Below are 22,029 nucleotides of genomic sequence, written 5' to 3'. Positions count from 1 at the left end.
CCTTCGAAGGACCCGGCGGGCCGTGTGTAAGACTCTCGGCCGTGGCGTACCCCGGTGTTGATCAAGCGGCGAAACTCGAACTGGCGAGACTGGTCGGTGAACTGGCCGTCGTGCACGGCAAGGTGACCTTGTCCTCTGGCAAGGAAGCCGACTACTACATCGACCTCCGGCGGGCGACGCTGCATCACGCGGCCGCCCCGCTCATCGGGAAGCTGCTCCGCCAGCTCACGCACGACTGGGACTACGTCGCCGCCGGCGGCCTGACCCTCGGCGCGGACCCGGTGGCGCTGGCGATGCTGCACTCCGCGGCGACCGACGGCGTCGTGCTCGACGCGTTCGTCGTCCGGAAGGCCGTCAAGGAACACGGCATGCAGCGCCGGATCGAAGGCGTCGAGGTGCTGGGGCAGCGCGTGCTGGCCGTCGAGGACACCTCGACCACCGGCGGCAGCGTGCTCACCGCCGTCGAGGCGCTGCGCGAGGCCGGAGCGAACGTGGTCGGCGTCGCGACCGTCGTCGACAGGGACACCGGAGCGCGCGAGGCCATCGAGAAGGAAGGCCTCGAATACCGTTACATTCTGAACAAGGACGATCTCGGTCTGTCCTGACCGTTTGATGGTGAACTAGCGTCCGCGATCGACGTCGGCAGGGCGCCCTGCCACCGCGATAGCGGACCTTCGGCGGGCGGGTTCACGTGTTCGGTTGCTTTCGGCCACGTCTTCCAGCTCCGCCTGCTGTCCTGAGAGTAAAGCCTCCCGAACGGGGCATCCTCTGTGCGAACGGAGGATGCCCCGTTTTTTCGTGAGCGTTTCTCAATACGAGAGGGGTAACGTCGCAGGTAGGGGTGTGAAAGGGGGCTTGAGGTGGCGGGTTTCCTGGCGAACGTGACAGTCGCGGTGCATATTTTCGCGCTGTTGTTCATCGGATTCGGTGGTTTCCTCGCGTGGCGGTGGCCAAAGGTGATCTTCGTGCATGTGTTCTTCGCCGCATGGGGGGTCCTCGTCAACGTCTTTCCGTGGCCCTGCCCGCTGACGGCGGCGGAGAACTACTTCCGGCACCAGCAGGGTCTCGGCGATCTGCCCGGCGGCTTCAACGCCTACTACCTCTACGACACCGTGTTCCCGCGCTCGTCGCTGCCGGTCGTCGTCGTGATCGCGATGGCGACGGTGATCATCTCCTACATCGGCGCGTACCAGCGCTGGCGTCACCGCCACCACGACGGGGACGCACCGGCGCACCGCGTCAGCATGGGCTGAGTGACAATCACCGGGTGACTGAGAACGAGGCCGGCCCCACCGAATGGGTGGCGAAGGAAGAGGTCGGCGTCGGCCCATGGGAGGGCGAGTGGCCCTCGGACGAGCGCTACGACCCCGAACTCCTGGCCAACGGCGACCGCCGCAACGTCGTCGACCCGTACCGCTACTGGCGGCGGGAGGCCATCGTGTCCGATGTGGACAGCCGTCGGCACCCGTTCCACGTGGCGATCGAGAACTTCCAGCACGACCACAACATCGGCACCGTGGTCCGGACGGCGAACGCCTTCGCCGCCGCCGCGGTGCACATCGTCGGACGGCGGCGCTGGAACCGGCGCGGCGCCATGGTGACCGACCGCTACCAGCACCTTCTCCACCATGAAGACGTCGACGGGTTGCTGACCTTCGCCGCGACGGAGGGGCTCGCCGTGGTCGCCGTCGACAACACCCCCGGCTCTCAGCCCGTCGAGACCGCCGAGCTGCCGCGCGAGTGTGTCCTGCTGTTCGGCCAGGAAGGGCCGGGCCTGTCGGCCGAGGCGCAGAAGACGGCGTCACTGGTGGTCTCGATCGCGCAGTTCGGCACGACCCGCTCGATCAACGCCGGCGTCGCCGCCGGGATCGTCATGCACGCCTGGGTCCGGCAGCACGCCGACCTCTCTCAGGCCTGGTGACCTCCCGCGTCCAGAGGACGAAATGCGGCTAGACGGGGGTCACCTCGACCGGGATCCCGTTCAGCACGGCGTTCCCCGACGGGACGTCGAGCAGGGTCTCGTCGGCGACCAGGTTCGAGTTGACCCCGGCGTGCGCGGCGGCGACCTTCGTCCGCGTTCCGTCGAGGTCGTGACCCCAGCCGTGCGGCATGCTCACCACCCCTGGCCGGACGTCGGCCGTGACCTCCACCGGCGCTTCGAGCTTCCCGGCCCGCGACGTCACCGCCGCGAGCCCGCCGTCGGTCAGTCCGAGGCGGGAGGCGTCGTCCGGGTGAACCTGGACGGTGCACCGGTTCCCACCGCGCACCAGCGGCGTCAGGTTGTGCATCCATGAGTTGTTCGAGCTCAGGTGCCGACGTCCGATCAGCAGCAGCCCGCCGTCCGGCGCCTTGTCCAGCTCCGCGCGCAGGCGCGGGACGTCCTTCGTGATCGCTTCCGGTGCCAGCTCGACCTTCCCGCTCGCGGTGGCGAGCGCCTCCGGCAGCCGCGGTTTCAGCGCCCCGAGGTCGATGCCGTGCGGGGCGGCTTCGAGGTCGGCCAGGCTCAGCCCGTACGGTCCGCCGCGCAGCATCAGGTCGATCATCCGCTCCGGTCCCGTGCGGCCTTCGGCGAGCGCCAGGTCGACGCCGGTGCGCCGCGCCGTCTCGCCCGCGACCATCGTGTCGAACGCGGCGACGTCGACGTCCGGGCCCTGGCCGGCGGCGATCCCCGCCAGCCGCAGCAGCGTCACCCACTCCTGCGGCATCTCGGTCTCCAGCGCCTGCGGCGTCCAGTTCGCGACGTTGCGGACGGCGAGCGCGTACAGCGCGACGTCGTAATGCGGCCGCTCCAGCGGCGACGGCCCGGGCAGGATGACGTCGGCGTGCCGCGTGGTCTCGTTGAGGTACACGTCGAGGGAGACCATGAAATCCAGCTGCCGCAACGCTTCCGTGAGCCGCGCGGAGTTGGGCGTGCTCAGCGCCGGGTTGCCGCTGATGGTCACCAGCGCCCGCACCTGGCCTTCGCCGGGTGTCTCGATCTCGTCGGCGAGCGTGGCCACCGGCAGTTCGCCGAGCACCTCGGGATACCCGCGCACCCGGCTCGTCCAGCGGCCGCTGGTGAACGGCGAGGACCGGCGCGGCCGCCAGAGCGCGGGCAGCGGGAACATCACGCCGCCTTCGCGATCGAGGTTGCCGGTCAGCGTGTTGACGACGTCGACCAGCCAGCTCGCGACCGTGCCGAACGACTGCGTCGTCGTCCCCATCCGGCCGTACACCGCGGCGCGTTCGGCGTCCGCGAGTTCGAGCGCGATGCGGCGGATCTCGGCGGCGTCGATCCCGGTCGCGGGCGCGACCGCCTCCGGCGTGAAGGGCTCCGCGAGTGCTCGGACCTCGTCGACACCGTCGACATGCTCGCCGGGACGGACGCGGTTCTCCGCGAACAGGACGTTGACCAGCGCGAACAGGAACAAAGCGTCGGTGCCCGGCCGGATCGCGTGGTGCTCGTCGGCGAGCTGCGCCGTCCGGGTGCGGCGCGGGTCGAGGACGACGATCTTGCCGCCGCGCTTCTGGATCCCGCGCAGTCTCCCGCGGGTGTCCGGGGCGGTCATCAGGCTTCCGTTGGACACCAACGGGTTCGCACCGAGGATGAGCAGGTGCTCGGTGCGGTCGAGGTCGGCGACGGGAATGGTCTGCGGGTCGCCGAAGAGGTAGCCGGAGGAGAAGTGCTTCGGCATCTGGTCGACCGTGGTCGCGGTGTAGAAGTTCCTGGTGCCCAAGGCTTTGAAGAACACGCGGCCGTAGAGCACCAGAGCGGCGTTGTGCACCGTCGGGTTGCCGGAGTAGACGGCGACGGCGTTCTTGCCGTGCTCGTCGATGATGGGCCGGAGCCGCCGGTCGATCTCGGCGAACGCCTCGTCCCAGGTGACCTCGACGAACTCGCCGTCGCGTTTCACCAGCGGCGCGGTGAGCCTGTCCGGATCGTGGTGCAGCGCGCCGAGCGAAGCGCCCTTCGGGCAGATATAGCCCTGCGAGAAGACGTCCTCGTGGTCCCCCTGCACGCGGGTGACCAGGCTCTTCTCGTCGATCGTCACCTCCAGCCCACAGGTGGCTTCGCAGAGCGGGCAGGTCACGTGCGCCGTGGTCATGCAGCACCTCGCGGGTTCGGGAGTCCTCCCAACATACTGAGCGGTATGTCACCGGGCAAGGGATGATGGCGCGATGACTGCTCTCGCCGACCGGGCCGCGATCGCCGAGCGCGCGATCCGCGACCGGCATCTGCGCCGCGTGTGGGGGCTGCCCGGGACCGTGCTCGGCCGGAGCGGCTGGCCGCCGTCGGCGGGACAACGCGTCCACTGGCATTGGAACTACTGGTGGCAGGCGCATCTGCTGGACACCCTCGTCGACGCCCAGCTGCGGGACCCTTCACCGGATCGGCTGAAGCTGATCGACCGGTTCGTGGTGTCCGTGCGGCTGCGCAACTTCGGCAAGTGGATCAACGACTACTACGACGACATCGCCTGGCTCGGCCTCGCGCTGCAACGCGTCGGACATCTCGGGCTGGACGTCCGCGGCGGGCTGGAGGCGATCAGTTCGCGGCTGCGCGAAGGCTGGACCGACGACGCGGGCGGCGGAATCTGGTGGCGCGTCGGCGACGACTTCAAGAACGCGCCCGCGAACGGCCCGGCCGCGATCTTCCACGCGCGCGAAGGCGCCGCCGAACACGCGCGTGGTCTGACCGGCTGGATGACCGAGCGGCTCGTCGACCCGGATTCCGGACTGGTGTGGGACGGCCTGCGGGTCGGCAGCGGCGAACTGGTCAAGCATATTTTCACGTACTGCCAAGGGGTTTACCTCGGCGCCTGCCTCGAACTGTCCGAAATGGACAGAGTCGAGCGGACGATCCACGCGGTCGCGGAACACGTCGCCCCGAACGGCGTGATCCGGGGTCAGGAAGGCGGCGACGGCGGATTGTTCGCCGGGATCCTCGCCCGGTACCTGGCGCTCGCGGCGCCGCTGCTGCCGAGCGGGATCGCGCGCGAACTGGTCATCCGGTCGGCTGACGCGTGCTGGTCCGGTGCCACCGAGACGCCGCACGGGCCGCTCTTCAGCGCCGACTGGGCGACTCCGGCGCCTTCGCTGCCGCTCGCGGGTGATGCCCCCGAACGCGACTTGTCCGTCCAGGTGAGCGCTTGGATGCTGCTGGAGGCCGCCGCGACCCTCGACGCCCGCATTTAGTCCTCTGAATGCGTCACCAGACGCCCTGAACGACCCGGTCCTGACCCCTGGGCTCGCCCCGCCCCCACGGCCGGGCGCACGTGTCGCGAAAGCCACTTTCGGGACATCAGGCGTCGCGAAAGTGGCTTTCGCGACGTCAGCGGTGGGCGGGAGCGTGACTTGGCCCGCCGATGTCTGACCGCATTTAGAGGACTGAATGCGTCACCAGACGTCGCCGGACCGCCAGTCGCAGGTGATCTCCCCGTCCAGATCCAGGGTGACCCCCACCGGCAGCACGTGGATCGACCCGTCGTCCTCCTTCGTCGCCGCGATACCCGAAGGCGTCATGGCCGACGAAGTACCGCGCCACAGCAGCCAGCCCCGCGACGCGTAGAACTCCAGCGCCTCGTCGGACGCCGAAAGCGCCCCGAGGTCGTACGCCTTCCGCAGGACCCGCTCCAGCGCGTCCATCATCGCGGCGCCGTGCCCGCGCCGCCGGTGGTCCGACCGGACGGCGACCGCCTCGATATAACCCGTGCGGAGGACCCGTCCGTCGTGCACGAGCCGCCGCTGGACCAGTGACGCGTGCCCGATCAGCTCGCCGCTCTCCCAGACGAGCGTGTGCATGCCGCCGAGCGCGTTCTCCCAGTCGTGGTCGCTGAAATCGCCGTCGAAGGCGTCGTCCAGCAGAGCGCGTGCCGCCCTCAGCACGCCTGCTTCGAGGTCGGCGGTGTGCACGGTCCACAGGTCGGTCATTCCGCCATCTTCACCCGGCGGCGGCGTTCTGACCAGCGAGTTGTGATTCAGCAGCCGCACGAGTGCCGGTGGATGAAGCGCGGTGCGAGCCGTACGGATTCGGGTCGTCGCTCAGGGTCGGTGATCCGGGCCAGCAGGAGTTCGACGGCCTTGCGCCCGATCTCCTCGATCGGCTGCGCCATCGTGGTGACCGCCGGGGTCACCTGTCCCGCCCACTCCATGTCGCCGTAGCCGACGATCGCGAGATCCCGCCCGATCCGGATGCCGAGCCGGTGCGCCTCGTACTGGACGCCGATCATCATCGCCTCGCTCGCCACCACGAGCGCGGTCGGCGACGGCCAGCTGTCGAGCAGCTTCGCCGTCGCGGCGGCGGCCCCGCCCGGCGTCGACTGCCCGCACGCGACCAGCTGCGACGTCCACCGGAGGCCGGAGCGGCCGAGGCCGAGGCGGTAGCCCAGCGCCCGCTCCTCGTAGGTGGTCATGTCCTCTTCGCCCGAGATGAAGCCGATCTTGCGGTGCCGCAGCCCGGCGAGGTGCCGCACGAGCGCGCACACGGCCTGGATGTTCTCGGAGCCGACCTGGTCGACGTCGTTGCGGCCGGCCATCCGGTCGACGAGCACGGTCGGCACGCCCATCCGGACCAGCCCGTTGATCACCGCTTCATCGCCGGCCGCCGGGACGAGCAGGACCCCGTCGACGCGGTCCGCCCGCAGCGCGCGGATGACCGCGGCTTCTTCGGCGACGCTGTCGCCGGTGTCGGCGAGGGTGATCTCGCAGCCGTGACGGCGTGCGGCGCGGCGGATGGCGCGGACCAGTTCACCCGAATACGGGTTCGCGTGCATCGCCATGGCCACCCCGAACCGGTGGGTGACAGGGGTGTCCTCCCACAGGGGTAACGCCGGGGACAGTGCGGTCATCGCTCCACGCCTTCATTCGAGCTTGAATGACGGTAACGGCTGACCGAGCGTCACTCGGCGGCGAGACCGGAAAGTCTCCCAACAATCATCAATGTGAGTGAACGAGAGCGCATCCGCAGGACGCGCGATGGCGGAGCGTAGGCGGAATCCGCATCGTCTGGGCCTTGCGTGCCGGATCGTTGATCCTGGCCAGCAGCAGACGTACTGCCTGTGTGCCTATCTCCTCGATCGGCTGCGCCATCGTGGTCAGCGGCGGATCGACCAGATCGGCCCATTCGACGTCGTCGTAGACCACCACGGGCAGGTCGACGCCCGCCCGCAGCCCTCGGCGCCGAAGCTCGTGCAGCACCCCGACCATCATGGTGTCGTTGGCGACCACCAGCGCCGTCGGCGGCTCCGGCAGCGCGAGCAGCGTGCTCAGCGCGAGCGCCCCACCGGCCTGCGAGGACTGACCGCACGCGACCAGCTCCTCCGACCAGGTCAAACCCGAGCGGCCGAGCCCCAGCCGGTAGCCGAGGATGCGCTCTTCGCTCGTGCTGAGCCCGGCGGTGCCGCTGATCATGCCGATCCGCTGATGCCCGAGCGACGCCAGATGCGCGGTCAGCGCGGACGTCGATTGGATGTTCTCCGCGCCGACCTGGTCGACGTCGGTGCGGGTGGAGAGCCGGTCGATCAGCACGGTCGGGACGTCGAGCGAGACGAGTTCGCCGATCACCGATCCGTCGCCCGGCGACGGCGTGATCAGCAGCCCGTCGACCCGGCGCGAACGCAGCGTCCGCACGGTCTCGCGCTCGGTGTCGACGGTGTCGTGCGTGTCCGCGAGCAAGACCGTGTACCCGGCCAGCGCGGCTTCGCGCTCGATCGCCTGGATCAGGACGGCGAAGTACGGGTTCGCGATGAGGGAGATCGCGACGCCGATCGACCGCGTCCCGCCGGTGACCAGCGAGCGGGCGATGGCGTCGCCGGTGTAGCCGGTCTGCTCGATCGCGCGGAGGACCGCCAGCTTGGTGTCCTCGGCCACCGCCCTCGTCCCGTTGACCACGTGGGACACGGTGGTGATCGAGACGCCGGCCAGTTCGGCGATGTCGCGTTGGGTGGGGCGGGACGAGCGAGACGGCGGCATTACCAATCCTCGGGAGTCAGCTGGCAAGCGTTTGCGCAAACGCTTGCGACTGAGCATAACCCTGTCTACCTTCCGGTCCATCACGGACAGCCTTGAATCGGAGGGCATCCCCATGAGACAGCGCAGTCTCGCCGCGCTCGCCATGGCCGCCGCACTCGCGGTGACCTCGGCCGGGTGCACCGTCGAACGCCACTGGGGTGGCGGATCGAACGCGGGCGGTGGTGGCAAGGCCAAGGTCGGCCTGGTCACGAAGACCGACACCAATCCCTACTTCGTGGAACTGAGAGCGGCCGCCAAGGCCGCCGCCGAGGCGAACGGCGCGGAGTTCAGCGCGCTCGCCGGCCAGTTCGACGGCGACAACGACGGCCAGGTCCGGGCCATCGAGAACCTCATGCAGCAGGGTGCGAACACCATCCTGATCACGCCGAGTTCCTCGACCGGCGTGCTCGACGCCATCGACCGCGCCCGCAAGGCGGGGGTGCTGGTGATCGCGCTCGACACGGCGACCGAACCGGACACCGCCGTCGACGCCACCTTCGCCACGGACAACTTCGAGGCCGGACGTCAGCAGGGCGCGTACGTCAAGGCCGCGCTGGCGGGCAAGCAGCCGAAGCTGTTCATGGTGGACGGCACCGCCGGGTCCACAGTGGACACCCAGCGGCACACCGGGTTCCTCAAGGGCATCGGGCTGACCGACGCGTCGCCGGAGATCAAGGGCAAGACGCCCGCGAACGGCGACCAGAGCCTCGCGCAGCAGGGCGTGGAGAACCTGTTGCAGCGCACCACCGACATCAACGCCGTCTACACGATGAACGAGCCGATGGGCCGCGGCACGTACGCCGCGCTCCAGGCCCGCGGCCTGGTGGACCGGATCGTGATGGGCTCGATCGACGGCGGCTGCGAAGGCGTCAAGAACGTGCGCGACGGCCAGTACGCCGCCACGGTCATGCAGTTCCCCAAGAAGATGGCCGAGCAGGGCGTCCTCGCCGCCGTCGAATACGCCAAGACCGGCAAGAAGCCGAGCGGGTTCGTGAACACCGGTTCCGCGGTGATCACGGACAAGCCGATCCCCGGCGTGGAAAGCCAGGACACCAAGTGGGGCCTCGAGAACTGCTGGGGGACGAAATGACCACTGCGACCCTCAAGAGCAACGAACGGCCGTCGATCGGTGAGTTCTTCCTGCGCGCGCCCGCCGTCGGGCCGGCGCTGGCCCTGCTCGTCGCGATCGTGGTGTTCTCGCTGTCGACGGACACCTTCCTCGATCTCGACAACCTTTCCCTTGTGGTGCAACAGTCCCTGGTGATCGGCACGCTCGCCCTCGGGCAGACGCTGATCATCCTGACCGCGGGCATCGATCTTGCCAACGCGGCCGCGATGGTGCTCGCGACGCTGATCATGGCGAAACTCGTGGCCGGCGGCGTCTCCGGGATCTGGGCGCTGCTGCTGGGGATCGTGGCGACCGTGGTGATCGGCATGGTCACCGGTTCGCTGGTCACCCGGATCAAACTGCCGCCGTTCATCGTCACGCTCGGCCTGCTGACCGTGCTCACCGCGGCCGCGAAACTGTTCGCGAGCGGGCAGGCCGTCCCGGTCGCCGACGAACTGCTCAAATGGCTCGGCACCCGCCGGTACCTGTTCGGCGGCATCCCGATCACCTACGGCATGACGCTCGCCTTGCTGATGTACCTGGGACTTTGGTACGCGCTCACGCGGACGCCCTGGGGCAAGCACGTCTACGCGGTCGGCAACGCGCCGGAATCCGCGCGGCTCTCCGGGATCAAGGTCAACCGCACGATCCTTTCGGTGTACATCGTCGCCGGCGTGATCGTCGGGATCGCGGCCTGGCAGGCGCTCGGCCGCGTGCCGAACGCCGACCCGAACGCCTTCCAGCTCGGCAACCTCGATTCCATCACCGCGGTGGTGCTCGGCGGCGCGAGCCTGTTCGGCGGCCGGGGTTCGGTACTCGGCACGATGATGGGCGCGCTGGTCGTCGCGGTCCTGCGGTCCGGGCTGACGCAGCTCGGAGTGGACGCGCTCTACCAGGACGTCGCCACCGGCGCCCTGCTCATCGGCGCGGTCTGCGTCGACCGGTTCGCGAGGAGGCAGCAGTCATGACGACGCCCACGTTGTCCGCTCAAGGGCTGGTCAAACGCTACGGCCGGGTCACCGCCATCGACGGCGCCGACTTCGAGCTGTTCCCCGGTGAGGTGCTCGCCGTCGTCGGCGACAACGGCGCCGGGAAGTCGAGCCTCATCAAAGCCCTTTCGGGCGCGGTGATCCCGGACGCCGGAGAGATCAAAGTGGACGGTCGGACCGTCCACTTCAGGTCCCCTTTGGACGCTCGCCACTACGGGATCGAGACGGTGTATCAGGATCTCGCCGTCGCGCCCGCGCTCGACATCGCGTCGAACATGTTCCTCGGCCGGGAAAAGCGGCGCACGGATCTCTTCGGGCAGTTGTTCCGGAAGCTGGACACCGCGGCCATGCGGGCCGACGCGCAGCGGATCCTCGACGAACTCGGCATCAACATCAAGTCGATCACGCAACCGGTGGAGACGTTGTCCGGCGGGCAGCGGCAAGGTGTCGCGGTCGCGCGGGCGGCGGCGTTCGGGACCAAGGCGGTGATCATGGACGAGCCCACCGCCGCGCTCGGCGTCGCCGAATCCGGCAAGGTGCTCGACCTGATCAACCGCATCCGCGAACGCGGCCTGCCGGTGGTGCTGATCAGCCACAACATGCCGCACGTGTTCGACATCGCCGACCGCATCCACGTGCACCGCCTCGGCAAACGGGTCGCGGTGGTCTCGCCGAAGACGCACACCATGAACCAGGTCGTCGGCCTGCTCACGGGTGCGTTGAAGATCGGTGAGAACGGCGAGGTCGAAGAGGTCGCGTCGGCCGTCCACACAGGACTGTAGTTGAGAGTGCTGCTGGCGGGCCTGTGCACCGTCGACCAGGTTCAGCGCGTCGCCGAGATCCCGGCGCCGGGCGAGAAGGTGCGTTCGCTGTCGATGGACGTCGCCGCCGGGGGGCCGGCGACGAACGCGGCGGTGACCGTGGCCGCGCTCGGCGCCGGGGCGACGCTCCTGACGGTCGCCGGTGCGCACCCGCTGGCGGCACTCGCGCGCGCTGACCTCGAAACGCACGGCGTCGACCTGGTCGACCTCGATCCCGGACGGCCCGATCCGCCCGCGATCAGCGCCATCGTCGTCCGTGACTCCGACGGCGAGCGCACCGTCGTCTCGCGCAACGCCCATGCTTCCTCGCGTTTCGTCCTCTCGATGCGGTCCTTGCACGCGCGACTACCGCATCCAGAGGACGAAATGCCCGGGTGTGTGCTCCTCGACGGGCACCATCCGGAGGTGGCGCTTGAGGTCGCGCGCTGGGCGAAGGAGCGCGCGATACCGGTGGTGCTCGACGCCGGGAGCTGGAAGCCGGTCTTCCCCGAACTCCTCCCGCTGGTCGACATCGCCGCGTGTTCGTCGCTGTACCGCGGGGACGACCCGCGCGAGCACGGCGTGCCGGTGGTCATCACGACCGCCGGGCCCGATCCGGTCCGCTGGTCGACGGCGGACGAATCCGGTGCCGTCCCCGTCCCGGTCACCCGGGCGCGTGACACGCTGGGCGCGGGCGACGTGTGGCACGGGGCTTTCGCGTACGCGGTCGCCCGGGACCGAGGGGACGTCCCGGGCTGGATCGAGTTCGCCAACGAGGTGGCCGCCGAACGGGTGCGGCATGAAGGACCGAGGTCGTGGACGGCCGCGGTCGCGAAGATGGGAGAAGGATGACTGCCATGCCTCCGGTGTTCGAGGACCTGTTGAACAGGGCGCAGGCGCTGGCGAAGCCGGGACAGCGCAGCGTGCTCGGGATCGTCGGCGCCCCCGCGTCCGGCAAGACGACGCTGGCCTGGGGACTGGCGAAGGCGCTGGGCACGAGGGCCGCGGTGGTCGGGATGGACGGCTTCCACCTGGCGCAGGTGGAACTGCAGCGGCTCGGGCGGGTGGAGCGCAAGGGCGCGCCGGACACCTTCGACGCCGCCGGGTACGTGCACCTGCTGCGCAGGCTCGCCGAAGGCCGCGAGACGGTCTACGCGCCCGAGTTCCGCCGGGAGATCGAAGAGCCGATCGCCGGCGCCGTCGCGGTCACCCCGGACGTCCCGCTGGTCATCACCGAGGGCAACTACCTGCTCATGCAGGACGACCCGTGGAGCGGCGTGAAGCCGATCCTCGCCGAGTCGTGGTTCCTCGCGCCGGACGAACCCGAGCGCATCGAGCGGCTCGTTTCCCGGCACCGCCGCTACGGCCGTTCGCTGGTCGAAGCGCGTCGCCGCGCGCTGGGTTCCGACCAGCGCAACGCCGATCTGATCGCGTCCACCAGCGGCAGGGCCGACCTGGTCCTAGAGAACCTCCCGCTGGTTAACTTCGCCATATGAGTGGTGTTCTCGTCGTCACCGGCGGAAGCAAAGGCATCGGCGCGGCGGTCTGCGAGCTGGCCGCCGCGCGCGGTTACGACGTCGTCGTCAACTACGCGGGTGACGCCGAAGCGGCCGAGGACGTCGCCTCGCGCGTCCGGAAGCACGGCGTCCGGGCGATCACCCGGCGCGGTGACGTCGCGTCCGAAGAAGACGTGGTGGCCCTGTTCGACGCCGCCGTCGAGCTCGGTCCGCTCGCCGGGCTGGTCGCGAACGCGGCCATCACCGGCAACACCCCCGGCCGCTTCGACGAATATGACGTCGACGTGGTCCGTCGTGTCGTCGATGTCAACATCACGGGTGTCTTCCTGTGCGTCCGCGAGGGCATCCGCAGGATGTCCACCCGGTACGGCGGTGAGGGCGGCTCGATCGTGACGCTGTCCTCCACCGCCGCGCGGACCGGTTCGCCGGGGGAATGGGTGCATTACGCGGGCACCAAGGCCGCGGTCGAAACGATGACCTACGGCGTGGCGCAAGAAGTGGCGAAAGAATCCGTCCGGGTGAACGCCGTCGCACCAGGGATGATCCACACCGGACTGCACGCCGCGGCGGGCTTGCCCGACCGGATGGAGCGGATCGCGCCGACCATCCCGATGGGACGGGCGGGCGAACCCGGCGAAGTCGCGGAAGCCGTGCTGTGGCTGCTTTCCCCGGCCGCGTCGTACACCACCGGGACGGTGCTGACCGTCGGCGGAGGACGTTGACACCCAGGGCCACGAGGCGGTCACGAGGCGATATCGGCTCCGCGTGCGGTTCAGCCACTTTTTAACACTGTTTCCCGGCGGATATCACGATTCATGTGGGAAGTCGGCGGATCGCCTCGTGGCTCCAGGCGCCTGTGTCACCCTGGTGGCGCCCCCAAGCTCTTGATCAGGACGGTCATCCCCGATGTCCAAGCTCATGTCTGTGCACCACCTGGCACTCACCGTGACCGACGTGGACCGGAGCGTGCCGTGGTACGCCCGAGTGCTCGAACTCGAGGAGTTCACGCGTCGTGAGGACCCCGAAACGGGGCTGCGGAAGGTCGTGCTCAGGTCGCCCAGCGAGGGTTTCGCGGTGGTGCTCGTCGAGCACCAGGACACCGAGCGGCCGCGGTTCGACGAACGACGCACAGGTCTGGACCACGTGGCGTTCAAGGTCTCATCGCGCTCGGAGCTGGCCGAATGGGAAGCGCGGCTCTCGGAATACGGCGTTTTCTACACGCCGTCGACGGGCTCCCGGACCTTGGCGGGCTCGTCGGTCATCGTGTTCCGTGACCCCGACGGGATCCAGCTGGAGATCTGGGCCGACCCCGAGGTCTAGGCGTGGGAGCGCAGCTCCTCCGTTGAGGGTGGCGGCGGGGACATGGATGGACTAGGCAGTGCTCTCTTCGGTCTCTTCGGCGGGCCGCCGCATCTCCTGGCGGTAGCGGATCACGCCGTACGCCGTGCCCACCACGAAGAACGCGATGCTCACCCAGAGCGCGACCGTCTTCACCCACGGAAGCTGGTCCAGCAGACCGGCGCCGTAGTAGCCGAGCAGCACCAGCGTCGGCACCCAGAGCAGCCCGCCGAGCGCGGTCGCGAGCGCGAACCGGCGCGGATCCATCCGCGCGGTCCCGGCGATGAGCGGCGCGAGCGTGCGGATCCACGGGATCCAGCGCGCGGCGACGATGGCGAAGAAACCCTTGCGATCCAGGAAGGCCCTGGCGCGGTCCAGGTTGTGCCGGTTCAGCACCTTGCCGCCGCGGCGCGCGATCAGTTTCGTGCCCGTCGACCGGCCGATGTAATACCCCACCTGGTTGCCGAGGATCGCGACGAGCAGCGCGGCGGCCGACAGCAGCCACGCGTTCAGGTCGGAGCCGTGCTGCGCGAGGACGACCCCGGCCGCGAACAGCAGGGAGTCGCCGGGCAGGAAAAGGCCGATGATCAGCGCGCACTCCACGAAGATGAAGCTCAGCACGATCACCCAGACGAGCACCGGCCCGGCGGTGTCGAGCCAGCTCACGCCGATGCCCGCGGCCTCGGTGTACACCTCAGTCACGACGCGAGCCTACGTGTACTTCGCGAACCGCATGCGGCCGAACCGTGGAATCGGGGTGTCAACGGCCCGGTCACCCGCGGCGAGATGGTCGTGAGTGGCGCTTCGGGTCAGGACAAAGGAGTGTCTTGGGTACCTACTGAATGTGGCGGCCAGGTGGACTACACGATCGTCACCTCAGCAACATCACCAGCCCCCACCAGTCACGGCTGCTGCGCGTGAAGGCCCCCTTCCCTCGGCTCAGCCGAGGAAACTCGACCTTCACTCCTACCCCAAGTACATGAAGGCCCCCTTCCTTGCGCCAGGCGCAAGGAAGGGGGCCTTCATGTACTGCAGGGGCGACCAACCCGACCCAGGCCGCACCGCCGCCCCGGCCGTGCGATGAAGGGGCCTTTCCTCGCGAAATTCGCGAGGAAAGGCCCCTTCACAGCGCTTGTGACTAGTGCTCGACAAGCTCGTCGAGCGCCTGGTCGTAACTCAGCCGGACGTCGTGTTCGGCCTGCTCACCGCCCAGGAGATCCACCCGGCTGGTCGCCGGCGGATAGCCGCTGGCGATCACCGTGTAGGTCCCGGCGGGCAGGTCGCTGACCGTGTAGTTGCCCTCCGCGTCGGTCCTCGCCACGGCGGCGACGCCACCCGAGGAATCGAGCACGGTGATCCGTGCGTCCGGCACCACCCGGTCGCCGTCGGTGCGGGCGACCCCGCTCAGCAGGATCGTGCTGACCAGTTCGAAGTCGTGGCGCAGCACCCCGGCCCCGGTGGCGGTCAGCGTCGCCGCGACCGGCCGGAACCAGCGGCCGCTGGCGACGAGCGTGTACCGCCCGCCCACGATGCCGGCGAACGAATAGGCGCCGTTCTCGTTCGTGTGCGTCCTGGCCACCTGATTGCCGTTGTGGTCGATCAGGGTCAGCGCCGCACCCGCGACGTTCGTGGCGTCGTCCCGGCGGACATGCCCGCTGATCTGGGCGGATCCGGCCCGGTACGCCCCGTTCCCGTTGGTCATCGCGTGCTTCCCGGCCTCGACGGGCGCGGTCACGACCGTCTTCTCCGACGCCGTTTCGGCAGGCGCGTCGTCCTCTTCGAGGAGTGCTTCGCCGCCTTCGAGGGCCGAAGCCGCCGAAGGAGCGGAGCCGCCGAGAAGCGGGATCTCCTTCATGAACATCAGGACCAGCGTCGCCAGCAGCGCGACCGCGCCCGCCACGTAGAACACCGTGGTGATCGACTCGGTGAAGCCGATCAGCACCGGGGTCTTGATGGCCTCGGGCAGATTCGCGATACCACTCGTGTTCGTGGTGAGGTCGCCCAGCGCCGCGGCGCCTTCACCGGTCGGCGCGTTGCCGCCGAACGCCTTGGTGATGTTGCCCGGCAGGACGTTGAACAGGATCGTCAGGAACACCGCGACACCCGCGGTACCACCGATCTGCCGGAAGAACGTCGCCGAAGCGGTCGAGACGCCCATGTCGCTGCGCGGGCCCGCGTTCTGCACCGCGATGATCAGCGTCTGCATGCAGGAACCGAGGCCGAGCCCGATGATCGCGGCCGCGACGAGCGGGTGCCACAGCGCGCTGTTGTACTCGACCTGCGCGAAGAAGAACGCGCCGCCCGCGATCAGCAGCGTGCCGATCACCGGGAACACCTTGTAGCGTCCGGTTTTGCTGGTGATCTGGCCCGAGATGATGGAGGCGCTCATGATGCCCGCCATCAGCGGGATCATCAGCAGCCCCGACTCGGTCGGCGAGAACTCCTGCACCACCTGCATGTACTGCGGGATCATCATGATCGCGCCGAACATCGCGACACCGACGATGACGCCGCCGATGATCGCCACCGTGAACGTCGAGTTCTTGAACAGCCGCAACGGGATCAGCGCCGCGTCCTTCATCAGCTTCTCGATGAAGATGAAGGCGACCACGCCTACACCGCCGATGATGTAGCAGAGGATCGCGTTCTGCGAGCCCCAGCCCCACTTGTTGCCCTGCTCGGCGACGATCAGGAACGGGACGACGGCGACGATGAGCGCGAGCCCGCCCCACCAGTCGATCTTGTGGTCGTGGCGCTGGTGCGGCACGTTGAGCACGCGGGCGACGACGAACAGCGCGACGATCGCGATCGGCACGTTGATCAGGAACACCCAGCGCCAGCCGGCGATGTCGTAACCGAAGACGCTGCCGAGCTTGTCGAAGTCGGCGAAGAACCCGCCGAGCACCGGGCCGAGCACGGTGGAGATACCGAACACGGCCAGGAAGTAACCCTGGTAGCGGGCGCGTTCCCGCGGCGGCACGATGTCGCCCATGATCGTCATCGCCAGCGACATCAGGCCGCCGGCGCCGAGACCCTGGATCGCACGGAACGCGGCCAGCTCGTACATCGACGTCGCGAACGCCGAGGCGACCGAGCCGATCAGGAAGATCGAGATCGCGGCGATGTAGAACGGCTTGCGCCCGTAGATGTCGGACAGCTTGCCGTAGATCGGCGTGACGATCGTCGAGGTGATCAGGTAGGCCGTGGTGATCCAGGCCTGCAGGTCGAACCCGTTGAGGTCGTTGGCGATCCGGACGATCGAGGTGCCGACGATGGTCTGGTCGAGCGCGGCGAGGAACATGCCCGACATCAGGCCGATCAGGATCGTGACGATCTGACGGTGACTGAGCCGGGGACCATCTTCTTGGATGGCTGGCGGACTTTCTACTGCGGAACTCATTGCTTCAGGCCCCCTTGGCCTTCGACGCCGACGCGGGGTCGGCGAACTGTGGAGATGTTTTTTCGAGGTCGTCGTTCAGCCGGTGGAACAGCGAGTTGAGGGTCTTCCGGTCTTCGTCGGACCAGTCACCGAGCACCTCGGCGAGCCACTGGTTCCGTTGCTTGCGGTTCTCCTCGAACACCCGATGCCCCTCGGCGGTCGGTGCGAGCAGGCAGGCACGGCCGTCTTCGGGGTCGGCCAGGCGCTCGACCAGCCCGTGCTGGACGAGCGAGCTCGACTGCCTGCTGATGGTCGAGATCTCGGAGTGCAGGAACTCGGCGAGTTTGCTGGTCCGCTGGGGGCCGACATGGATGAGGCAGAAGAGGATCGCGTACGCGGCCCGCTCGATACCGTCCGGTCCCTGCTTGGACACCTGGGACTTCGCCCGGTTGACCAGGCGCACGAGCCGCACGAGCTCGTGCCCGAGGGTGTCGGCCAGATCGAGGTCGGCCTTCGACCTGGTGCCGGGTGTCGTGGGTGTCATGGTGGTCTCTCTCGCCGGTTGCTTGGTCACTGCAACTAGTTGCCTAGAGCAAGGATGTTCCTCCCAGGGCTCGCCTCGCAAGGAGAAAGTGACGTTGTGTGTCCGATGACACTTTAGTTGCCGCATGCAAGCACATTTATTCGTGCATGTTTGTCCGATTCGCCCTGAGCTGCACTTTTGCTTTGATGGAGGCATGACCGACTCCGCGCTCTACGCGATCCTCGCCGCCCGCAACTTCGGCACCCTCGCCACCATCAAGCGGGACGGCAGGCCTCAGTTGTCCACCGTCAACTACCTCTACGACGCGGACGCCGGCGCGATCTTGATCTCGATCACCGCCCCGCGCGCCAAGACCAAGAACCTCCAGCGCGACCCGCGGGCGACGTTCCACGTGTCGACCGAGAGCGGCGACGGCTACGTCGTCGTCGAAGGGACGGCGGTGCTCACGCCGGCCGCCGCTTCGCGCGACGACGCGACCGTCGACGCGCTCGTGGACCACTACCGGCGGGCGCGGGGCGAGCATCCGGACTGGGACGAGTTCCGCGACGCCATGGTCGCCGACCAGCGTGTTCTGCTCACCATTCCGATCGAGCGCGTCTACGGGATCCAGATGTAGGTCTCCCGCGTTTCGTCCTCTGGATGCGGTCCTTGCGCGAACGCGTCAGCGCTGGATGCGGGCCTTGATCTCGTCGATCCGGTCGAGCAGGGGGCTCGCGTCTTCCCGGCCGAGCGCCGCCCGCAGGTAGAGGCCGTCGCCCACCAGGATGATCAGTTCGGCGGCCAGCGGGTCGTCGACGTGCTCGCTGATCAGGTCGTGGAGCTTCTGGTTGTAGACCTGGACGACCTCGGCGACCCGCGGTTCGTTGAGCATGATCCGGATCGTCGCCATGGTCGTGCGGTGCAGCGCCTTGCGCTGGGTGACGTCGGTGATCGCCGTCCGCAGGTACCAGGAAACGACGCCTTCGGGCGCCTTCCGTGCCTCTTCGAGATCCGCTTCCGACAACGTGGCGAGACGCTCCATCAGGCCTTCTACCAGGGCTTCCTTGGAGCCGAAGTGGTAGAGCAGGCCACCCTTCGAGACCCCGGCGTGCGCGGCGACGGCGTCGAGGGTGACCCCGCCGGGGCCTTGCTCGATGAGGATCTCCTCGTACGAATCGAGGATGCGTTCCTTCGCGGTGGGCTTCGCCATATCAGTTGACTATACCGTCTGGACGGTTTACCTTCGCATCAGGCGGTAACTGTACCGTCCAGACGGTTTAGTCAGAAGGAGAGTGCGCCATGGCGAGGCGCAAGCAGTGGTGGGCGTTGGCGGTACTGGTACTTCCGGTGCTGCTGATCAGCGTGGACATGACGGTGCTCGGGTTCGCGCTGCCGTTCCTGTCCGAGGATCTGGCGCCAACCGGTGCGGAGCAGTTGTGGATCGTCGACATCTACTCGTTCATGCTGGCGGGCCTGCTGGTCCTGATGGGCACGCTCGGTGACCGCATCGGCCGCCGCAAGCTGCTGCTCATGGGCGCCGCGGCGTTCGGTGCCGCGTCGGTGCTCGCCGCCTTCTCGACCAGCGCGTTCATGCTGATCATCGCCAGGGCGCTGCTCGGTGTCGGTGGCGCGACGCTGATGCCGTCGACGCTGTCGCTGATCCGCAGCATCTTCGTCGACCCGAAACAGCGCCGGATCGCGATCGCGGTGTGGAGCGCCGGGTTCTCCGGCGGGATGGCGGTCGGGCCGGTACTCGGCGGCTGGCTGCTGGAGCACTTCTGGTGGGGTTCGGTCTTCCTCATCAACGTCCCGGTGATGCTGGTGCTGCTGATCGTCGGACCGTTCGTGCTGCCGGAGGCGCGTGACCCGAAGCCGGGTCGCTTCGACCCGCTGTCGGCGCTGCTGTCGCTGGCCGCGATGCTGCCGGTGGTCTACGGCATCAAGCTGGTCGCCGAACACGGCTTCACCTGGAAGGCCGCGGTCAGCGTCGTGATCGGGCTCGCGCTCGGTGTCGTGTTCGTCCGCAGGCAGAACAGCCTCGACGAGCCGATGCTCGACCTGAAGCTGTTCGCGAACCGGGCCTTCAGCGGCTCCGTCGTGACGAACATGCTCGGCGTGTTCGCCATGGTCGGCCTGCTGTTCCTGGTGCCGCAGTACCTGCAGCTGGTGCTCGGGCTGACCCCGGTCGTCGCCGCGCTGTGGATGCTCCCCGCGACGGTCGCCGGTGTCGCCGGCGCGCTCCTCGCGGCCTGGCTCGCGAAGCGGATCCGGGTTTCGCTGCTGGTCAGCGGTGGTCTGCTGGTCGCGGCGGTCGGCTTCCTCGCGCTGACCCAGGTGTCGTCCGGCGGCGGGCTCGCGTACGTCGTGGTGTCGTTCACGCTGCTCGGCGGTGGTGTGGCCCTGTCGGAGACGCTGACGAACGACCTGGTCATCTCGGCCGCTCCGGCCGAACGCGCCGGGGCCGCTTCGGCGATCTCCGAGACCGGGTTCGAGCTGGGTGGCGCGCTCGGCACGGCCATCCTCGGCAGTGTCGCGACCGCGGTCTACCGGTCCGGCCTGCCGGAAGGGACGGCCGAATCCGCCCGGGACACCCTCGGCGGCGCGGTCGCGACGGCGCAGCAGCTCGACCCTGCCGCGGGGCAGGCGCTCCTGGAATCGGCTCGCGAAGCCTTCACCCAGGGGGTGCACGTCACCGCATGGGCGGGCGTGGCCGTGCTCGTCTATACAGGTGTTCAGGCCTTTGTTCTGCTAGATCGGAAAAAAAATTCCGCAGTGCGGAGCTGATCCGGCCTACGATGAGGGTATGAACAACCATGCCCTGCTCACCCGGCTCCGCGAGCATCTCGGCGACGCCGTGGTGCTCACCGACACCGACGTCACGGATGCCTACTCGCGCGACATGATGCCGCTGGCCGACAGCGGCAAACCCCTCGCGGTGGTGCTGCCGTCCGACGTGGAGGGTGTGCAGGCCGTGGTCAAGGCCTGCGCGGAGTTCAAGGTGCCGATCGTGCCCCGCGGCGCCGGCAGTGGTCTGTCCGGCGCCGCGAACGCGATCGACGGCTGTGTCGTGCTGGTGCTGACGAAACTCGACCAGATCGTCGAAATCGACGAAGGCAACCGGCTCGCCGTCGTGCAGCCCGGCGTGGTGAACCTCGATTTCCGCAACGCGGTGGAGAAGCACGGCCTGTTCTATCCGCCGGACCCGTCGAGCTACGACTGGTGCACCATCGGCGGGAACCTGTCCACCAACGCGGGCGGTCTGTGTTGCGTGAAGTACGGCGTCACCACGGATTCCGTGCTGGGCTTGGAAGTCGTGCTCGCCGACGGCTCGGTGCTGAAGACCGGGCGGCGCACGGTGAAGGGTGTCGCGGGCTACGACCTCGCGCGGCTCTTCGTCGGCAGTGAGGGCACGCTCGGCGTGATCACGCAGGCGACCGTCGCGCTGAAACCGTTGCCGCAGCTGCCCGCCACGCTCGTCGCCGCCTTCAACAGCACGGAAGCGGCGGGCGAGGCCGTCGCGCGAGTCGTGCGCGAGGGTCTGGTGCCGTCGCTCATGGAGATCATGGACGCGACGTCCATCAAGGCGGCCGAGGCCTACCTCAAGACCGACCTCGGCACGAGTTCGGACTGCAAGGCCTTGCTGCTCGCGCAATCCGACTCCGGCCGCGAGGTCGCCCGCCGGGAACTCGCGGTGCTGGAACAGATCTGCGTCGACTGCGGCGCGGATCTGGCGTACGCCACCGAAGATCTCGAAGAGGGCAAGATGCTGCTGCAGGCGCGGCGGGTCGTGCTCACCGCGCTGGAGATGTACGGCGTCTGGCTGACCGACGACGTCTGCGTGCCGCGCACGCGGATCGCCGAACTGATCGCCGGCTGCGAGCGGATCAGCGAAGAAGTGGGCCTGCGGATCGCCGTCGTCGGCCACGCCGGTGACGGCAACATGCACCCGACCATCGTTTACGCGCAGGACTCCGAGGAGGAGTTCGCCCGCGCGCGGATCGCCTTCGACGCGATCCTCGACGTGGCCCTGTCGCTGGGCGGGACGGTCACCGGCGAGCACGGCATCGGCCGGATCAAACGCGAGTGGCTCGCCAAGGAGATCGGGGAGGTCGGCATCCAGGTGCACCGGCAGATCAAGCGGGCGCTGGACCCGGAGAACCTCTTCAACCCGGGCTCGATGTTCTCCCTCTGAAGCTCGTGAGGGCGAAGTGTCGGCTCATGACCACCGCCTGGCCGACCTCTCGCGCTCCCCATCCCGCTGGCGTTGCGAAAGCCACTTTCACAACCTTCAACGTTGCGAAAGTGGCTTTCGCGACGTTGCCACCTCCGCCGTTCCGGCCGAAGTACATGAAGGCCCCCTTCCTTGCGCCTAACGCAAGGAAGGGG

22 protein-coding genes are annotated in these 22,029 nt (G+C 68.5%); 14 read left to right on the top strand and 8 right to left on the bottom strand.

What is annotated here, in order from left to right; genetic code table 11:
* Positions 1–41 precede the first annotated feature (41 nt).
* The 3 genes from pyrE (at position 42) to ACZ1DY_RS43360 (ending at position 1,921) form a co-directional block, all read left to right on the top strand.
* Positions 42–605: an orotate phosphoribosyltransferase gene (gene pyrE, locus ACZ1DY_RS43370; protein ID WP_016338130.1), complete on the top strand. Its 564-nt coding sequence runs from the start codon at positions 42–44 to the stop codon at positions 603–605.
* Between the two features lie 255 nt (positions 606–860).
* Positions 861–1,253 (top strand): DUF2784 domain-containing protein, encoded by a 393-nt coding sequence (locus tag ACZ1DY_RS43365; RefSeq protein ID WP_016338129.1) that lies wholly within the window; start codon positions 861–863, stop codon positions 1,251–1,253.
* A 14-nt stretch (positions 1,254–1,267) separates the two neighbouring features.
* Positions 1,268–1,921, top strand: a complete 654-nt coding sequence (locus ACZ1DY_RS43360) for a TrmH family RNA methyltransferase (protein ID WP_257483411.1) — start codon at positions 1,268–1,270, stop codon at positions 1,919–1,921.
* Positions 1,922–1,949: 28 nt separating this feature from the next.
* On the opposite strand, the gene ACZ1DY_RS43355 is transcribed toward ACZ1DY_RS43360, so the two are convergent.
* The gene (locus ACZ1DY_RS43355; RefSeq protein ID WP_465483137.1) at positions 1,950–4,085 is read right to left on the bottom strand and encodes a molybdopterin-dependent oxidoreductase; all 2,136 of its coding nucleotides are present in this window, start codon (positions 4,083–4,085) and stop codon (positions 1,950–1,952) included.
* Positions 4,086–4,158: 73 nt separating this feature from the next.
* On the opposite strand from ACZ1DY_RS43355, the gene ACZ1DY_RS43350 reads away from it, so the two are divergent.
* Positions 4,159–5,175 (top strand): glycoside hydrolase family 76 protein, encoded by a 1,017-nt coding sequence (locus ACZ1DY_RS43350; RefSeq protein WP_257483408.1) that lies wholly within the window; start codon positions 4,159–4,161, stop codon positions 5,173–5,175.
* A gap of 201 nt (positions 5,176–5,376) precedes the next feature.
* Here the strand turns inward: ACZ1DY_RS43350 and ACZ1DY_RS43345 are convergent, their stop codons facing one another.
* The 3 genes from ACZ1DY_RS43345 to ACZ1DY_RS43335 form a co-directional block, all read right to left on the bottom strand.
* Complete coding sequence (locus ACZ1DY_RS43345) at positions 5,377–5,910, bottom strand: GNAT family N-acetyltransferase (protein WP_465483136.1); 534 nt, start codon at positions 5,908–5,910, stop codon at positions 5,377–5,379.
* A gap of 47 nt (positions 5,911–5,957) precedes the next feature.
* Positions 5,958–6,827 (bottom strand): LacI family DNA-binding transcriptional regulator, encoded by an 870-nt coding sequence (locus tag ACZ1DY_RS43340; protein WP_257483405.1) that lies wholly within the window; start codon positions 6,825–6,827, stop codon positions 5,958–5,960.
* 88 nt (positions 6,828–6,915) lie between these two features.
* Positions 6,916–7,950, bottom strand: a complete 1,035-nt coding sequence (locus ACZ1DY_RS43335) for a LacI family DNA-binding transcriptional regulator (RefSeq protein WP_126736104.1) — start codon at positions 7,948–7,950, stop codon at positions 6,916–6,918.
* A gap of 112 nt (positions 7,951–8,062) precedes the next feature.
* Between ACZ1DY_RS43335 and ACZ1DY_RS43330 the strand changes: the two genes are divergently transcribed.
* From ACZ1DY_RS43330 to ACZ1DY_RS43300, 7 genes are all read left to right on the top strand, one after another.
* Positions 8,063–9,079 carry a substrate-binding domain-containing protein gene (locus ACZ1DY_RS43330; RefSeq protein ID WP_465483135.1) on the top strand — a complete coding sequence of 339 codons (1,017 nt, stop codon included), beginning with the start codon at positions 8,063–8,065 and terminating at the stop codon, positions 9,077–9,079.
* Positions 9,076–10,065: an ABC transporter permease gene (locus ACZ1DY_RS43325; protein ID WP_126736102.1), complete on the top strand. Its 990-nt coding sequence runs from the start codon at positions 9,076–9,078 to the stop codon at positions 10,063–10,065. Before ACZ1DY_RS43330 ends, ACZ1DY_RS43325 begins: the two co-directional genes overlap by 4 nt.
* Entirely contained in the window at positions 10,062–10,868 is an 807-nt protein-coding gene (locus ACZ1DY_RS43320) for an ATP-binding cassette domain-containing protein (RefSeq protein WP_465483134.1), read from the top strand. The genes ACZ1DY_RS43325 and ACZ1DY_RS43320 overlap by 4 nt, the downstream gene beginning before the upstream one ends.
* A gap of 6 nt (positions 10,869–10,874) precedes the next feature.
* The gene (locus tag ACZ1DY_RS43315; protein WP_465485792.1) at positions 10,875–11,738 is read left to right on the top strand and encodes a PfkB family carbohydrate kinase; all 864 of its coding nucleotides are present in this window, start codon (positions 10,875–10,877) and stop codon (positions 11,736–11,738) included.
* Positions 11,735–12,382, top strand: coding sequence for a nucleoside/nucleotide kinase family protein (locus ACZ1DY_RS43310; RefSeq protein WP_126736098.1), 648 nt, complete (start codon positions 11,735–11,737; stop codon positions 12,380–12,382). The genes ACZ1DY_RS43315 and ACZ1DY_RS43310 overlap by 4 nt, the downstream gene beginning before the upstream one ends.
* A complete protein-coding gene (locus ACZ1DY_RS43305; protein ID WP_034312407.1) occupies positions 12,379–13,125 on the top strand; it encodes an SDR family oxidoreductase in 747 nt (248 codons plus the stop codon). The genes ACZ1DY_RS43310 and ACZ1DY_RS43305 overlap by 4 nt, the downstream gene beginning before the upstream one ends.
* A 184-nt stretch (positions 13,126–13,309) precedes the next feature.
* Positions 13,310–13,723, top strand: coding sequence for a VOC family protein (locus ACZ1DY_RS43300; protein ID WP_257483399.1), 414 nt, complete (start codon positions 13,310–13,312; stop codon positions 13,721–13,723).
* 51 nt (positions 13,724–13,774) lie between these two features.
* Here the strand turns inward: ACZ1DY_RS43300 and ACZ1DY_RS43295 are convergent, their stop codons facing one another.
* The 3 genes from ACZ1DY_RS43295 to ACZ1DY_RS43285 all read right to left on the bottom strand — a co-directional run bounded on the left by ACZ1DY_RS43295 (position 13,775) and on the right by ACZ1DY_RS43285 (position 17,664).
* Positions 13,775–14,443, bottom strand: coding sequence for a DedA family protein (locus ACZ1DY_RS43295; RefSeq protein ID WP_465483133.1), 669 nt, complete (start codon positions 14,441–14,443; stop codon positions 13,775–13,777).
* A gap of 436 nt (positions 14,444–14,879) precedes the next feature.
* Positions 14,880–17,141, bottom strand: coding sequence for an MFS transporter (locus ACZ1DY_RS43290; protein ID WP_465483132.1), 2,262 nt, complete (start codon positions 17,139–17,141; stop codon positions 14,880–14,882).
* 4 nt (positions 17,142–17,145) lie between these two features.
* Positions 17,146–17,664, bottom strand: a complete 519-nt coding sequence (locus tag ACZ1DY_RS43285; protein ID WP_125679560.1) for a MarR family winged helix-turn-helix transcriptional regulator — start codon at positions 17,662–17,664, stop codon at positions 17,146–17,148.
* Positions 17,665–17,857: 193 nt separating this feature from the next.
* Here ACZ1DY_RS43285 and ACZ1DY_RS43280 point away from each other — a divergent pair, with 193 nt between their 5' ends.
* Positions 17,858–18,280 (top strand): PPOX class F420-dependent oxidoreductase, encoded by a 423-nt coding sequence (locus tag ACZ1DY_RS43280; RefSeq protein ID WP_257483396.1) that lies wholly within the window; start codon positions 17,858–17,860, stop codon positions 18,278–18,280.
* A 45-nt stretch (positions 18,281–18,325) separates the two neighbouring features.
* Here ACZ1DY_RS43280 and ACZ1DY_RS43275 read toward each other — a convergent pair whose 3' ends face one another.
* On the bottom strand, positions 18,326–18,853 hold the full coding sequence (locus tag ACZ1DY_RS43275; RefSeq protein WP_465483131.1) for a TetR/AcrR family transcriptional regulator: 528 nt from the start codon (positions 18,851–18,853) through the stop codon (positions 18,326–18,328).
* 89 nt (positions 18,854–18,942) lie between these two features.
* Between ACZ1DY_RS43275 and ACZ1DY_RS43270 the strand changes: the two genes are divergently transcribed.
* Positions 18,943–20,427, top strand: a complete 1,485-nt coding sequence (locus tag ACZ1DY_RS43270) for an MFS transporter (RefSeq protein WP_465483130.1) — start codon at positions 18,943–18,945, stop codon at positions 20,425–20,427.
* Positions 20,428–20,446: 19 nt separating this feature from the next.
* Positions 20,447–21,835 carry an FAD-binding oxidoreductase gene (locus tag ACZ1DY_RS43265; RefSeq protein WP_465483129.1) on the top strand — a complete coding sequence of 463 codons (1,389 nt, stop codon included), beginning with the start codon at positions 20,447–20,449 and terminating at the stop codon, positions 21,833–21,835.
* Positions 21,836–22,029: the final 194 nt, after the last annotated feature.

This window comes from Amycolatopsis sp. PSD-21 (genome assembly GCF_055561455.1).
Note: the sequence above shows the minus strand (reverse complement) of the source record. Positions and strands in the feature narration are given on the sequence as shown.

What these genes read in the sequence shown, in the direction of transcription:
- ACZ1DY_RS43355 (WP_465483137.1), bottom strand. Translation starts at nt 4,085, where the DNA reads ATGACCACGGCGCACGTGACCTGCCCGCTCTGCGAAGCCACCTGTGGG.
- ACZ1DY_RS43350 (WP_257483408.1), top strand. Translation starts at nt 4,159, where the DNA reads ATGACTGCTCTCGCCGACCGGGCCGCGATCGCCGAGCGCGCGATCCGC.
- ACZ1DY_RS43345 (WP_465483136.1), bottom strand. Translation starts at nt 5,910, where the DNA reads ATGACCGACCTGTGGACCGTGCACACCGCCGACCTCGAAGCAGGCGTG.
- ACZ1DY_RS43340 (WP_257483405.1), bottom strand. Translation starts at nt 6,827, where the DNA reads ATGACCGCACTGTCCCCGGCGTTACCCCTGTGGGAGGACACCCCTGTC.
- ACZ1DY_RS43335 (WP_126736104.1), bottom strand. Translation starts at nt 7,950, where the DNA reads ATGCCGCCGTCTCGCTCGTCCCGCCCCACCCAACGCGACATCGCCGAA.
- ACZ1DY_RS43330 (WP_465483135.1), top strand. Translation starts at nt 8,063, where the DNA reads ATGAGACAGCGCAGTCTCGCCGCGCTCGCCATGGCCGCCGCACTCGCG.
- ACZ1DY_RS43325 (WP_126736102.1), top strand. Translation starts at nt 9,076, where the DNA reads ATGACCACTGCGACCCTCAAGAGCAACGAACGGCCGTCGATCGGTGAG.
- ACZ1DY_RS43320 (WP_465483134.1), top strand. Translation starts at nt 10,062, where the DNA reads ATGACGACGCCCACGTTGTCCGCTCAAGGGCTGGTCAAACGCTACGGC.
- ACZ1DY_RS43310 (WP_126736098.1), top strand. Translation starts at nt 11,735, where the DNA reads ATGACTGCCATGCCTCCGGTGTTCGAGGACCTGTTGAACAGGGCGCAG.
- ACZ1DY_RS43305 (WP_034312407.1), top strand. Translation starts at nt 12,379, where the DNA reads ATGAGTGGTGTTCTCGTCGTCACCGGCGGAAGCAAAGGCATCGGCGCG.
- ACZ1DY_RS43300 (WP_257483399.1), top strand. Translation starts at nt 13,310, where the DNA reads ATGTCCAAGCTCATGTCTGTGCACCACCTGGCACTCACCGTGACCGAC.
- ACZ1DY_RS43290 (WP_465483132.1), bottom strand. Translation starts at nt 17,141, where the DNA reads ATGAGTTCCGCAGTAGAAAGTCCGCCAGCCATCCAAGAAGATGGTCCC.
- ACZ1DY_RS43285 (WP_125679560.1), bottom strand. Translation starts at nt 17,664, where the DNA reads ATGACACCCACGACACCCGGCACCAGGTCGAAGGCCGACCTCGATCTG.
- ACZ1DY_RS43280 (WP_257483396.1), top strand. Translation starts at nt 17,858, where the DNA reads ATGACCGACTCCGCGCTCTACGCGATCCTCGCCGCCCGCAACTTCGGC.
- ACZ1DY_RS43275 (WP_465483131.1), bottom strand. Translation starts at nt 18,853, where the DNA reads ATGGCGAAGCCCACCGCGAAGGAACGCATCCTCGATTCGTACGAGGAG.
- ACZ1DY_RS43270 (WP_465483130.1), top strand. Translation starts at nt 18,943, where the DNA reads ATGGCGAGGCGCAAGCAGTGGTGGGCGTTGGCGGTACTGGTACTTCCG.
- ACZ1DY_RS43265 (WP_465483129.1), top strand. Translation starts at nt 20,447, where the DNA reads ATGAACAACCATGCCCTGCTCACCCGGCTCCGCGAGCATCTCGGCGAC.